The organism is Nocardia sp. NPDC051833 (assembly GCF_040681225.1).
In the GTDB taxonomy this organism is placed as follows: Bacteria; Actinomycetota; Actinomycetes; order Mycobacteriales; family Mycobacteriaceae; genus Nocardia.
On the sequence record NZ_JBFAYK010000001.1, the window covers coordinates 1808008 to 1822255 of the forward strand.

General features: G+C 71.5%; 1 protein-coding gene (cut by a window edge). It reads right to left on the minus strand.

Features of this window, described 5'->3' with window-relative positions:
- Nucleotides 1–14248: the final stretch of a non-ribosomal peptide synthase/polyketide synthase gene (locus tag AB0L91_RS08125; protein WP_365008198.1), read on the minus strand. The gene runs 29483 nt beyond the window's last position; only the last 14248 of its 43731 coding nucleotides appear in the window; its start codon lies off the right edge, out of view; its stop codon occupies nucleotides 1–3.

Sequence of the window (14248 nt, forward strand, 5' to 3'; positions counted from 1 at the left end):
CTACTCGGCGACTATCACCGTGATGTCGCCCTCGGCCGCGTCGGTCGGGTCGCCGGGGGCGACGAACCAGTGGGTGACCTCGCCGTCGGTCAGGTCGTCGGCGACCGGGCCGTCGGGGAGGACCGACAGGGCGCCCGCGGTGGCGGAGACCAGGAATTCCTGGACGGCCGCCGGGCCGGAGGCGTGGGTGGTGAAGGTGGTGCCTTCGTAGTCGACGCCGTGGGTGTCGCGCAGGGACTCGGCGAGGGCGAGCGCGGCGCTCTGGGTGAGCGTCGAGGTCGCACCGGCCGCGGCCAGGACGAAGGCGGGGTGGTCCTCCGACAGCGGGCGGACCCGGTCGGCGTAGGAGACGGGATGCGCTGCGGCGGCGGCGATCTCGGCTTCCACGTCGGGCAGGATCAGCCAGTCGCCCGCGACACCGGCGACGGGGGCGTCGCTGATGCCGTAGGCCGCACCGGTCGCGGCGATCTCGACGCCGGACAGCTCGCCGGCGAACAGGACCGCGGCCCCGGCCTTCTGGATGGCCCAGGCGGCGAGGACGGAATCCACGCTGCGCGGCAGCGAGATCGCGACGATGTCGCCGGGGCCCGCACCGCGCGCGATGAGCACGCGGGCCAGCTGCGAGGACTTGCGATCCAGTGCGCTGTAGGCGATCTCGCTGTCGCCGCGGAGCAGGGCGGGGGCCTGCGGGTCCGCTTCGACGACCTCGGCGAGCACCTTGGCCACCGTCTGCGCGCCGACACCGGCCGTGCCGACCGGGGCCGAGACCGCCGCGGTCACACCGGATTCGGCGAGCAGCTGGGCGCGTTCACCCGCGTCGAGGATGTCGATGTCGCCGACCAGGCCGGTCGGGTTGTCGAGCAGCTCGTCGAGGACCCGCAGCAGTCGCGCGGACAGCGTGCGGACCTCGTCGGAGGTGTAGGTGCTGCGCAGGTAGCGCATGGTGATCTCGATGGTGGCCTCGGCCATCACCACCAGCGTGAGCGGGTAGTGGGTGGCGTCGTCGAGGCCGACACCGGTGACCTGCATGCCGTCGATCGAGCTCGCCGCGGTGACGGCGTCCTTGTCCATCGGGTACGACTCGAACACCAGCAGCGTGTCGAACGCGGCACCGGCGCCTGCCACCCGCTGGATGTCGGACAGGCCGACGTAGTGGTGGCTGAGCAGGTCGGCCTGCTCGGCCTGCACCCGCTTGGTCAGCTCCTCCGCGCTGATCCGGTCGTCGATCTGGATCCGCACCGGCAGGGTGTTGATGAACAGGCCGACCATCGACTCGACGCCGGGCAGCTCGGCCGGGCGGCCGGACACGGTCGCGCCGAACACCACGTCGTCACGCCCGGTGAGGCGGCCGACGACGATGCCCCACGCGGTCTGCAACAGCGTGTTCACGGTGACGCCGAGTTCACCGGCGAACTTGCCGAGCGCCCTGGTGCGGTCGGCGTCGATCTCGACGATGACCTTGCCCAGCTCGTAGCGCTCCTCGGTGCGCGGCGCGGGCGCCAGCTGGGTGGGGCCTTCGACCCCTGCCAGCGCCTCGGCCCAGACCCCCAGCGACACCTCACGATCCCAGCCCGAGAGGAAGGACAGGAAGTTGCGGTAGGAGGCCACCCGCGGCAGCGCGGTGAGGTCACCGTGCACCGCGTAGAGGACCAGCAGGTCGCGCATGAGCAGCGGCATGGACCAGCCGTCGATCAGGATGTGGTGCACCGTGATCGCCAGGTGGGACGCGCCCTCGTCGGTCTTGTACAGGCCGAAGCGGATCAGCGGGGCCGTCGCCATGTCGAACTGGTTGGCCCGGTCGGCGACCAGCAGCTGCTGCATGCGCGGCAGGCGCTCGGCCTCCGGCAGGTCGGTCAGGTCGACCTCGCGCCACGGGACCTCGAGCTCCGACATCACGACCTGCACCGGCTGACCGGCCGAGTCGGTGACGAACGCGGTCCGCAGGTTCGGGTATCGGTCGAGCACGGCCTGGGCCGCGCGCCGCAGCCGCTCGGTGTCGAGCGTGCCGGTCAGGTCGAGGACGGCCTGCACGGTGTAGACGTCGACGGTCGCCGAGCTGAGCATGGCGTGGAACATCAGGCCCGCCTGCAGCGGCGAGAGCGGCCAGATCTCCGACAGCGCAGGGTAGGTGCCTTCCCACAGCTCGATATCGGACTGCTCCACCCGCACCAGCGGCATGTCGGACGGGGTGAAACCGCCCGCGTCGGCGCGCTGCGCGTGGGTGGCCAGCGCGGTGAGCGCGGCCACGAACAGGTCGGCGAACTCCTGGGCCTGGTCGGCGGTGAGCAGCCCGGTCGGGAACGCGATGTTCGCGCCCAGCTGCGGGCCCTCGTCGCCGTCGTTGACGATGGCGTTGATGTCCAGCGTCGCGTTGGCGGGCATGTCCAGGTCCATCTCGGCGTCGAGCTGGCCCAGGTCGGCCACCGGCACCCAGCCGAGTTCGGCGAGCTCGGCGGGGATCTCGCCCGCCGTCGCGCGACCGAGGTAGTTGAAGCTGATCTGGCCGACGGACGGCAGATCGGCACCCTCGGTGGTCAGGTACTTCAGCATGCCGTAGCCGATGCCCTTGTCGGGCACGGCCAGCATCTGCTCCTTGACCGACTTGATCACCTCGCCGAGCACGGCGCCGCCGGCGAAGGCGTCGTCGAGATCGGCGCCGGCCAGATCCAGGCGGACCGGGAACGCGGTGGTGAACCAGCCGACGGTGCGCGAGAGGTCGGCACCGGCGACGATTTCCTCCTGGCGGCCGTGGCCCTCCAGCTTGATCAGCGCCGCGGTCCCGGATTCGTCACCGCGCCACCGCGATACGGCCAGGGCGAGCGCGGTGAGCAGACCGTCGTTGACACCGCCGTGGTACAGGCCGGGGATGGCCGTGAGCACCGCGTCGGTGACCTCCGGCGACAGGGTGACCTGCACCCGGTCGACGGTGGCGAAGGTGTCGACCCGCGGGTCGAACGCCCGCGCGCCCAGGCGCGGATCGGCCGTGGCCGAGACCTCGCGCCAGAACGGCAGTTCCGCGCGGCGATCGGTCGACTGCTCGACCAGGCTGTGCGCCCAGCGCCGCATGGAGGTGCCGTTGGCGGGCAGCGCGACCGGCTGACCGGCCGCGATCTGGCCCCAGGCCATGCCGAGGTCCGGGATCAGGATGCGCCAGGAGACACCGTCGATCACGAAGTGGTGGCCGACGATGAGCAGCGCGTCGCGACGGCGCGGGCCGTCGGGGTTCTCGCCGAAGGCGAACCAGACGAACTGCACCATGGCGGCGTTCGCCGGATCGAGTCGGCCCATGGCCTCGTCGTATTCGACCGAAGCCTGCTTGGACAGCTGCTCGTCGGTGATCTCACCGGCCACCTCGACGCGCCGCACCAGCGCGGCCACATCGACCTCGCCGGGCGCCAATGCCTCGAAGATCCAGCCCTTCTCGGCGTCCTTTGCCACCCGCGAACGCAGCACGTCGTGGTGGTCGAAGACCGCGCCGATGGTGGCGTGCAGGACCTCGTCGGTGAGGTGCTCCGGCAGGCGCAGCACCATCGACTGGGAGAACCGGTCGTAGGTGGAGCCGCTGCTCAGGATCTGGCGCATGATCGGCAGCATCGGGATGTCACCGACACCGCCGCCCGGCAGCTCCTCGAGCACGATCTGATCGGCGTCGCCCGCGAGCACGGCGATCTCGGCCAGCCCGGCCACGCTGCGCTTCTCGAACACGTCGCGCGGCTTGAACAGCACGCCGCGGTCCTTGGCCCGCGAGACCAGCTGGATGGACAGGATCGAGTCACCGCCGAGGGCGAAGAACGAGTCGTCCAGGCCGACGGCGTCGACGCCGAGCACCTCGGCGAAGACGGTGGCGATGATCGCCTCGACCTCGCTGGTCGGCGTGCGGAACTCGCGCGGGGCGAGCACCGGCTCGGGCAGCGCGCGACGATCCAGCTTGCCCGCGGGGGTCAGCGGGATCTCGTCGAGCACCATGACGGCGGCGGGCACCATGTGCGCGGGCAGCTGCTGCGCCGCGTACTCGACCAGCTCGGCCGGGTCGGCGGCCGCGCCGGGGGTGGCCCGCACGTAGGACACCAGGATGGTGGCGCCCGCGTCGGTGGTGCGGCCGATGGTGGCGGCGAACTCGACGTCGTCGTGCGCGGTGAGGACCGCGTCGATCTCGCCCAGTTCGATCCGGAAACCGCGGATCTTCACCTGGAAGTCGTTGCGGCCCACGTACTCCACGACGGCCTTGCCGTTGACGGTGCGCCAGGCGACGACGTCACCGGTGCGGTACAGCCGCTCGCCCTCGGCGTACGGGCTGGCCACGAAACGCTCGGCCGTCAAGCCGGGGCGCGCGTGGTAGCCGCGGGCCAGCGCGACGCCGCCCAGGTACAGCTCACCGGCCACGCCCTCGGGGACCGGGCGCAGGCGGCTGTCGAGCACGAACACGGTGGCGCCCGCGATCGGGCCACCGATGTTCATGGTGTCGCCGGGCAGCAGCGGGTCGGACAGGTTGGTCGCGATGGTCGCCTCGGTCGGGCCGTACGCGTTGTAGAACCGGTGCTGCGCCGGGTCGGTGCCCGCGCTGTGCCAGTTCGCCACCAGGTCGACGGGGGCCTTGTCGCCACCGACGATCAGCGCTTCCAGTCCGGCCAGCGCCGCGGGTTCCATCGACGCCGCGACCAGCGGGGTGAGGAACACGTGGGTCAGCCGCTCGCCAACGATGATCTCGGCCAGCTCCTCGCCGCCGACCACGCCGACCGGCGTGATCACGAGGGTGCCCGCCGAGCCGACCGCGAGCAGGAACTCGAGGATCGACGCGTCGAACGACGGCGACGCGAACGCCAGGGTGCGCGCGTCCGTGCCGAGGCCGAACTGCGCCACCTGGGCGGCGGCGAAGTTTGCGACACCGGTGTGGCTGACGACGACGCCCTTGGGCAGGCCGGTCGAGCCCGAGGTGTAGATCATGTAGGCCGTGCTGGCGGACCGGACGGCACCGTGGCGGTCCGCGTCGGTGATCGGCGCTGCGGACTGTGCGGCGAGCTCGGTGTGCAGCGCCGCGTCGTCGAGGACGAGCCAATCGCCCAGTGCGGGCGCGGGCAGGTGATCGACCTCGGACGACACCGTGATGCCCAGTGCCGCACCGGAGTCCGACATCATGTGCGCGATGCGCTCGGCCGGGTACTTCGGGTCGACCGGCAGGAACGCCGCGCCCGACTTGACCACGGCCCAGATGGCCAGGGTCGTCTCGAGCGAGCGCTGCATGGCGATGGCCACGACCGTCTCCGGTGCGGCACCGCGCTCGATGAGCACCCGCGCCAGGCGCGAGGAGGCCGCGTCCAGCTCGGCGTAGGTCAGCGAGCGAAGGTCACCCGGCTCCGTCACGGTCAGTGCGCCGAGCAGTCCGGTGTCGGCCGCTGCGCCGGGGGCGACGATGGCCTGACCGGTCGGGTTGGCCGCCAAGGCCTGGGCGAGCAGCTCCGGCAGCGTGCTCGTCGACGCGGCGGGACCGCCGGTGCGGGTGAGCAGTTCGGTGCGCTCGGTGCCGTCGAGGAGCTCGAGATCGCCGACCGGGGTGGTGGTGTCGGCGACGACCTCGGCGAGCAGTCGCTGGAAGCGCTGCGCGAACGTCTCGACCGTCGACTGATCGAACAGGTCACTGGCGTAGGAGAACTCGGCGTAGGCGCCCGCGGCGTCGCCCGCCGATGCCTCACGCACGGTGAGCAGCAGGTCGAACTTGGCGGTGTCGACGTCGAAGTCGACGGCCGAGACCGACAGGCCCGGCAGTTCGAAGCCGGCGTCGGGCAGGTTCTCGAACGAGAGCGCCACCTGGAACAGCGGGTGCCGCGCGGTGGAGCGCTCGGGGTTGAGCAGTTCCACCAGGCGCTCGAACGGGATGTCGGCGTGCGCGAACGCGGCCAGGTCGGCTTCCTTGGCCTGGGTCAGCAGCTCACGGAAGGTGAGCTGTGCGCCGACCTGGGTGCGCAGGGCCAGGGTGTTGACGAACATGCCGATGACGTCGTCGAGTTCGGCCTCGCCACGACCGGCGATCGGGGTGCCGATGACGATGTCCTCGGTGCCCGACATGCGCGCCAGGAACACCGCGAGGGCGGTGTGCACGACCATGAACAGCGTCGCGTTCTGCTCGCGGGCGATGGCCGAGAGTCCGGCGTGGATCTCGGTCTCGATCGGGAACAGCACCCGGCCACCGGCGAAGGACTGCGTGCTCGGACGCGGCCGGTCCAGCGGCAGGTTCAGCTCGTCGGGGACGCCGGCGAGCGCGCGCTTCCAGTAGTCGGCCTGCTGGGAGATCAGGCTGGTCTCGTCGGCTTCGGAGCCGAGCACCTCGCGCTGCCAGACGCTGAAGTCGGCGTACTGCACCGGAAGCGGCGCCCAGCCCGGACGCTCACCCGTGGCGCGGGCGGCGTAGGCCACCATGACGTCGCGGGTCAGCGGGGCCATCGACCAGCCGTCGGCGCTGATGTGGTGGGCGACGAAGACGAGCACGTATTCCTCGTCCGCGACGCGCATGAGCTTCGCGCGCAACGGAACTTCGTCGAGCACATCGAAGCCGGTGGAGATCAGCGCGGCGATCTTGTCGCGAACCTGGTCGGGGGCAACGGTTTCCGGCGTCAGATCCGGGACATTGCCCTCGACCGGCAGGATCACCTGATGCGGGGTGCCGTCGGTCGACGGGTACACCGTGCGCAGGGTCTCGTGCCTGGCCAGCACGTCGGCGACCGCGAGCTGCAGCGCCTCGACGTCGAGCGCGCCCGTCAGGCGGACGGCGACCGGGATGTTGTTCACCGCGGAGCTGGTGTCGAACTGGTTCAGGAACCACATGCGCTGCTGTGCGAGCGACAGCGGCACCTGCGCCGGACGCGGCCCGGCGACCAGCGCGCGCCGCCCACCGGCGCCGGCGCCCTGCTCCACCTTCACCGCGAGACCGGCGACGGTCGACGCCTCGAACAGCAGGCGCACGGGCACCCGGCTGTCCAGCGCGGCGCCGAGGCGGGCCGCGACCTGGGTGGCCAGCAGCGAGTTGCCGCCGAGGGCGAAGAAGTCGTCGTCGGCGCCGACGCGCTCGGCGCCGAGCACGTCCGCGAACACGCCCGCCACGATCTCCTCGATCGGGGTGGACGGCGCGCGGAACGCCTGGGCCTCGAACTCCGGCTCCGGCAGCGCCTTGCGGTCGAGCTTGCCGTTGACGTTGAGCGGCAGCGCGTCCAGCACGACGAACGCGGCGGGCACCATGTACGACGGCAGCCCGGCGGCCAGCGTCGACTTCACCTGCGCCACATCCACATCCGTGCCCACCAGGTACGCCACTAGACGATCGCCGGTGCGCGGGTCGGACTTCGCGATGACGGCGGCCTGCGCGATCTCGGGCAGCGCCAGCAGCGCGGCCTCGATCTCGCCGAGCTCGATGCGGAAGCCACGGATCTTCACCTGGAAGTCGGTGCGGCCGCGGTAGTCGAGCTCGCCGTTGTGCCAGGCCACCAGGTCACCGGTGCGGTACATGCGGGTACCGGGGGTGAACGGGTTGGCCACGAAACGGTCGGCGGTCAGGTCGGGGCGGCCGAAGTAGCCGCGCGCCAGCTGCGCGCCGGCGAGGTACAGCTCACCCGCGACGCCGTCCGGCACCGGACGCAGTCGCGCGTCGAGCACGTACACCTGGCTGTTCCACTCGGGCCCACCGATGGAGACCGAACCCTGGTCGGCGGCGTTCACCCGATGCGAGGTGATCGAGACCGCGGCCTCGGTGGGGCCGTACAGGTTGAACAGCTCGGTGCGCGGGAACGCGGTACGGACCCGCTGCGCGAGCGACCCCGGCAGTGCCTCACCGATGGCGAGAATCCGCCACAGCGAATCCGGCATGCCCGCCGCCAGCAGCGCGTCGAGCATCGACGGCACCACGTGCAGCGTGGTGACCCACTCGTTCGACATCAGCTCGTTCAGGTACGCCGGATCGCGATGGCCGTCGGCCGAGGCGATCACCAGTCGGCCACCGCAGACGGCGGCCGACCAGAACTCCCAGACCGAGAGGTCGAAGGTCGCGGCGGTCTTGAGCAGCACCGCGTCGGCGGCGTCCATGCCGAACTCGATCAGCTTCCACTGCAGCTGGTTGCCGATGGCGCCGTGCGGCACCGCGACACCCTTCGGGCGACCGGTCGAACCGGACGTGAAGATCACGTACGCGGTGTGCTCCGGGCGCAGCGGCTCGGTGCGCTCCGCGTCGGACACCGGTGCGGCGCCGACGTTTTCGAGATCGAGTTCGTCGATGCGCACCAGCGGCGCGACCGCGGTGTCGAACTCGGCCTCGGCGTTGGTCAGCACGCAGACCGGTGCCGCCGTCTCGAGGATGTAGTTCGTGCGCTCGGCCGCCTGATCCGGGTCGACCGGCACGTACGCGCCACCGGACTTGGCGACGGCGTACATGGCGACGATCAGATCCACGGAGCGGCGCAGTGCCAGCGCGACGCGGGCCTCCGGGCCGACGCCGAGCGAGATCAGATGCCGCGCCAGGCGATTCACCTTCGCGTCGAGTTCGGCGTAGGTCAGCTGGGTGCCGTCGTCGGTGACCAGGGCGGTCGCCTTCGGGTCGGCCGCCACGGTCGCGTCGAGTAGCGAGACCAGGGTGGCCGCGGTGTCGACCCGGTAGCCGGTGGCGTTGCGGGTGTCCAGGATCTGGGCCCGCTCGGCCGGTGCCAGCAGTTCGATGTCGCCGACCGCGGTGCGCGGGGTGGCGACGATCGCGCCGAGCAGGCGGACGAATCGCTCGACGAAGCCCTCGACCGTGGCGTGGTCGAACAGATCGGTGGCGTAGGTGAAGATGCCCGAAATGCCTTCGGGCTCACCGGCGTCGCCGTAGCGGTCGGTGGCGATCAGGTGCAGGTCGAACTGCGACAGCTGGGAGTCGATGTCGAGTCCGGACACCGTCAGGCCCGGCAGTTCCAGGGTGGCGCGGGTCAGGTTCTGGAACGACAGGCCCACCTGGAACAGCGGGTGCCGCGCGGTGGAGCGGACCGGGTTGAGGACCTCGACCAGGCGCTCGAACGGCACGTCGGCGTTGGCGAACGCCGCGATGTCGTCCTCGCGCTGGCGGGCCAGCAGCTCGGTGAACGCCTCGCCGCCGTCGACCTTGGTGCGGAACACCAGGGTGTTGACGAACATGCCGATCATGTCGTCGAGGGCGGCCTCGCCACGACCGGCCATCGGGGTGCCGATGGCGATGTCGTCGGTGCCCGACAGGCGGGCCAGCAGCACCGCGAGGGCGGTGTGCACGACCATGAACAGCGTCGCGCCCTCGGCGCGGGCCAGTTCGACCAGCGCGCGGTGGGTGTCGGCGTCGATCCGGACGTCGACCTTGCTGCCCGCGAAGGTCTGCACGGCCGGACGCGGGCGGTCGGCGGGCAGGTCGAGCTGATCGGGCAGCTCGGCCAGGGCCTGCTTCCAGTGCGCGACCTGCTTGGCCGCCATCGAGTCCGGATCGTCCTCGCTGCCGAGCAGTTCGCGCTGCCAGATGCTGTAGTCCGCGTACTGCACGGCCAGCGGGGCCCAGCCGGGCTCCTGGCCGGTGGAGCGGGCCGCGTAGGCGGTCATCAGGTCGCGGGTCAGCGGGGCGACCGAGGAGCCGTCACCGGAGATGTGGTGCACGACCATGGCCAGGACGAACTCGTCGGTGTTCTCGACGCGGAACAGGGCGACCTTCAGCGGCACCTCGACGGTGACGTCGAAGATCGTCGACATCAGTTCCGCCACCGCCGTTTCCACCTCGTCGGCGGCGACGGTGCGTTCCAGCAGGTCCGGCGCGGCCTGCGCGGGCGACAGGATCACCTGCGCCGCACCGGCGTCGGTCTGCGGGTAGACGGTGCGCAGGATCTCGTGGCGCGACACCAGGTCGGTGATCGCGGCCCGCAGCGCGGCCACGTCGAGGTCGCCGGTGAGGCGGACCGCGACCGGCACGTTGTAGGCCGCCGACTGGGTGTCGAAGCGGTTGAGGAACCACATGCGCTGCTGCGCGAGCGAGAGCGGGATGTGCTCGGGGCGCGGAGCGGCGGTGAGCGCCTTGCGATCACCGGTCTCGGCGTGCTGCTCGACCCGCTGGGCCAGCGCGGACACCGTGGACGCCTCGAACAGCAGGCGCACGGGGATGCGGGTGTTCAGCGCCTCGCCGAGGCGCGCGGCGACCTGCGTGGCCAGCAGCGAGTTACCGCCCCAGGCGAAGAAGTCGTCGTCGAGACCGAAGCGCTTGTCGGCACCCAGGCGCAGGACCTCGGCGAAGGTGGCCGCCACGAGCTGCTCGCTCGGGCTGACCGGCGCGCGGAACACGGCCTTCTCGACCTCGGGCTCCGGCAGGGCCTTGCGGTCGAGCTTGCCGTTGGCGTTGAGCGGCAGGGCGTCGAGCCGCAGGAACACGGTCGGGACCATGTACGAGGGCAGCTCGGCGGCCAGCGCGGTGCGCAGGGCCAGCTTGTCGAACTCCGCACCGGCCACGACGTAGGCGACCAGGCGGTCACCGACGACGGGATCGGTGTGCGCGAGCACGGCGGCCGAGGTGATGCCGTCCTGGCGCAGCAGCGCGGCCTCGATCTCGCCGAGCTCGATGCGGAAGCCGCGAATCTTCACCTGGAAGTCGGTGCGGCCCCGGTAGTCCAGTTCGCCGTCGGCGTTCCAGGCCACCAGGTCACCGGTGCGGTACATGCGCTCGCCGAGCGCGGAGAACGGGTCGGCGACGAAGCGGTCGGCGGTGAGATCGGCGCGGCCGTAGTAGCCGCGGGCCAGCTGCGCGCCGGCCAGGTAGAGCTCACCGGAGACACCCACCGGCACCGGCCGCAGGCGCGAATCCAGCACGTAGACCCGGCTGTTCCACTCCGGCGCACCGATCGAGACCGACACCTGGTCGGCGTCGGTGACCGCGTGGCTGGTGATCGAGACCGCTGCCTCGGTCGGGCCGTACAGGTTGAACAGCGCCGCGGTGTTGGCGCCGCGGAAGCGCTGGGCGGTGGACGCGGGCAGCGCCTCACCGATCGCGAGCACCCGGCGCAGTGTGCGCGGCAGCGCGGCACCGGATTCGGTGAGCAGCGCGTCGAGCATCGACGGCACCACGTGCAGCGTGGTGACGCCGGTGCCGCGCATCAGGTCGTTGAGGTAGGCCGGGTCGCGGTGCCCGTCGGCGGTCGCTACCACCAGGCGGCCACCGGCGACGGCGGCCGTCCAGAACTCCCAGACCGAGAGGTCGAAGGTGGCGGCCGTCTTGAGCAGGATCGCGTCATCGGCGCCGAGGCCGAATTCGGCCGTCTCCCACAGCAACTGATTGACGATCGCACCGTGCGAGACCGCCACACCCTTGGGCTTGCCGGTCGAACCGGACGTGAAGATCACGTACGCGGTGTTCGCGGGCACCAGGGCGCCACGGCGCTCGGTGATCGCGGCCGGGCTGACGGCGCTCAGGTCGAGCTCGTCGAGGACCACCACTTCGGCCGCCGCCGTGCTGAATTCGGCGTTCGCCGTGGTCAGCACGACTGCGGGGGCGGCCGTCTCCAGGATGTAGTCGGTGCGCTCGGCGGGCTGATCGGGGTCGATCGGCACATAGGCCGCGCCGGTGCGGGCCACCGCGTACATCGCGATGATCAGCTCGGCGGAACGGCGGATGGCCAGGGCCACCCGATCCTCGGTACCGATACCCAGCGAGATCAGGTGCCGCGCGAGGCGGTTCACCTCGGCGTCGAGATCGGCGTAGCTGAGCTCGCGGCGACCGTCCGCCTCGTCGACGACCAGTGCGACGGCGTCGGGCGTGGCCGCCACGGTCGCGTCGAGCAGCGACACCAGAGTGGCGTCGGTGTCGACAGTGTGCGCCGTGTCGTTCCACGCGGTGACGATCCGCTCGGCTTCCGGCGCGGCGAGCAGGTCGATGTCGCCGACCGGCACCGACGCGTCGGCGGCGACGGCGTCGAGCACCAGCAGGAAGCGGTCGGCGAAGCTCTGGACCGTCGCCTCGTCGAACAGGTCGATGGCGTAACCGAATTCGGTGACCAGCTGGGCCGGTGCGCCGTCGTCGGTGTAGCGGTCGTAGAGGGTGACGTGCAGGTCGGTCTTGGCCAGCTGCGAGTCGTAGTCGACGGCGCTGACGGTCAGGCCGGGCAGTTCGAAGGTGGTGTCGGCCAGGTTCTGGAACGACAGGCCCACCTGGAACAGCGGGTTGCGCGCGGTCGAGCGCACCGGGTTGAGCACCTCGACCAGGCGCTCGAACGGCACGTCGGCGTTGGCGAAGGCCTCCAGGTCGCGTTCGCGCACGTCGGCGAGCAGTTCAGCGAAGGTGGCGCCGGGGTCGACGGCGGTGCGGAACACCAGGGTGTTGACGAACATGCCGATCAGGTCGTCGAGTTCGCGCTCGCCGCGGCCCGCGATCGGCGTGCCGACGGCGATGTCGTCGGTGCCGGACAGGCGCGCGAGCAGCACCGCGAGGGCGGCGTGCACGACCATGAACAGCGAGGCGTTGTTGGCCCTGGCCAGTTCGTGCAGCGCGGCGTGGCGCTGCGGGTCGATCTCGAAGCGGATCGCCTTACCCTGGAACGACTGCGCGGGCGGGCGCGGCCGGTCGGCGGGCAGTTCGAGCTGGTCGGGCAGACCGGCCAGCGCCGTGCTCCAGTACGCGACCTGCTTGGCGGCCAGCGATTCCGGATCGCTCTCGTCGCCGAGGACCTCGCGCTGCCACAGCGCGTAGTCGGCGTACTGCACCGGCAGCGGCGCCCACTGCGGGGCCTCACCCTGCACGCGGGCCACGTAGGCGGCCATGATGTCGCGGGCCAGCGGGCCCATCGACGAGCCGTCGGCGGAGACGTGGTGCACGGTGAACGCGAGCACGTGGTCGGTGGCGTTCAGTTCGAACAGCGCGACCTTGAGCGGCACCTCTTCGGTGACGTCGAAGGTGGTCATCGCGAAGTCGATGACGGTGCCGAGCAGGTCGGCCTCGGCGACGGCGATGTGGTGCACCACGGCGCGGCTCTGCGCGATCGGCAGGATCACCTGGTGCGGGCCGTCGGCCGAGCGCGGGTAGGTGGTGCGCAGCATCTCGTGCCGGGCGAACACGTCGCCGATGGCCTGCTCGAGCGCGGGCACGTCGAGCTCGCCGGTGAGGCGGACGGCCAGCGGGATGTTGTCCACGGCCGAGGTCGAGGTGTCGAACTGGTTGAGGAACCAGTAGCGCTGCTGGGCGGGCGAGAGCGGGATGATCGCGGGCCGCTCCCCCGCGGTCAGGCGCGGGCGGGCACGGCCGGAGCCCGCGTTGTGCTCGGCGCGGGCGGCGAGCGCGGACACGGTGGACGCCTCGAACAGGTCGCGCACCGAGAGCTGGGTGTCCAGGGCCGCGCCGATGCGGGCGGTGACCTGGGTGGCCAGCAGCGAGTTGCCGCCGAGTTCGAAGAAGTCGTCGTCGGCGCCGACCCGGGTCACCCCGAGCACGTCGCCGAAGGTGCCCGCCACGATCTCCTCGATCGGGGTCGACGGCGCGCGGAACACCTTGGCCTCGAACACCGGCGCGGGCAGCGCCTTGCGATCGAGCTTGCCGGAGGCGTTGAGCGGGAAGGCCTCCAGGATCACGTACGCGGTCGGCACCATGTAGCCCGGCAACGCGCCGCCGAGTTCGGTGCGCACGGCGTCGAGGTCGACGCTCGCCCCCGCGGCCGGGATCACATAGCCGACCAGCTGGTCGCCCAGCCGCTCGTCGGAGCGGACAACGACCACCGACTGGGCGATCTGCGGCAGCGCGGTCAGCGCCGACTCGATCTCACCCAGCTCGATCCGCAGACCACGCAGCTTCACCTGGAAGTCGGTGCGGCCCAGGTACTCCAGCTCACCGTCCGCGGTCCAGGCGACGAGGTCACCGGTGCGGTACATGCGGGCGCCCTCGGCACCGAACGGGTCGGCGACGAAGCGGTCGGCGGTCAGATCCGGACGGGCGACATAGCCGCGCGCCAGCTGCACACCGGCCAGGTACAGCTCGCCGGGCACGCCGACGGGCACCGGGTGCAGGCGCGAATCCAGCACGTACACCTGGGTGTTGAAGACCGGGGCGCCGATCGGCACCGAGGTGGTGTCAGCGTCGGTGACCTCGTGGAAGGTGACGTCGACCGCGGCCTCGGTGGGGCCGTACAGGTTGTGCAGGGCCGCGCCGGTGAGCGCGCGCAGGCGCTGGGCGGTCGGCGCGGGCAGCGCCTCACCGGAGGCGAAGACCAGGCGCAGGCTGCTCGCGGTGGCGGTGCCGTCGGCC